We start from the raw sequence: 578 nt of genomic DNA, 5'->3' as shown, positions 1-578 counted from the left end.
TTCTTCCGAGTAATGGTCTGCGGCCTGATTGCGCGTTCGACGATGTTGGAATCGATCTCGATACGGCCATCGGCAAGGAAGCGCTCGAGCGTGGCGCGGCGGCTTAGGGTATAACGGATGGCTTCAGCCAGTTTGGATTTGCCCGAGATGCGCGGCAGTTCCTTTTCGAGCATGACGAACAGCTCAGCCACGATGGGATGGGAGCGTTCTGCCCGGATGCTGGCGCGCAGTTCGGCATCATGGCCGCGGATATCCTCCTCGACCGCCCAGAGGGGCGCCATGGCCCGGAGCACGGCAGCGGCGAAGGGCGAGCCATCGGCCGCATGCCGGTCGAAGAACTTACGGCGCGCGTGGGCCCAGCAGCCAGCCAGGGTGATGGCGTCATTGGCGCCACGCTGCTTGCTCAGCCAAGTGTAGGCGGCATAGCCATCGACCTGCAGGATACCGCGATAACCATCCAGGTGCCGGGCGACGCAATCGCCTGACCGACTGTCCTCGAACCGATAGGCCACCATGGGTGGTCCCGATCCCCCAAAGGGACGATCGTCCCGGGCATAGGCCCAGAGCCAGGCGGTTTT

1 protein-coding gene is annotated in these 578 nt (G+C 63.8%); it reads right to left on the bottom strand.

The window, feature by feature from the left end; genetic code table 11:
- Window positions 1–578, bottom strand: a 578-nt coding sequence (gene tnpC, locus ACX3OZ_RS20910; RefSeq protein WP_459105518.1) for an IS66 family transposase, incomplete at both ends; no start/stop codon positions are given.

The sequence above is a fragment of the Devosia sp. A369 genome (genome assembly GCF_054489345.1).
This window is presented reverse-complemented; position numbering and strand designations above follow the sequence as displayed.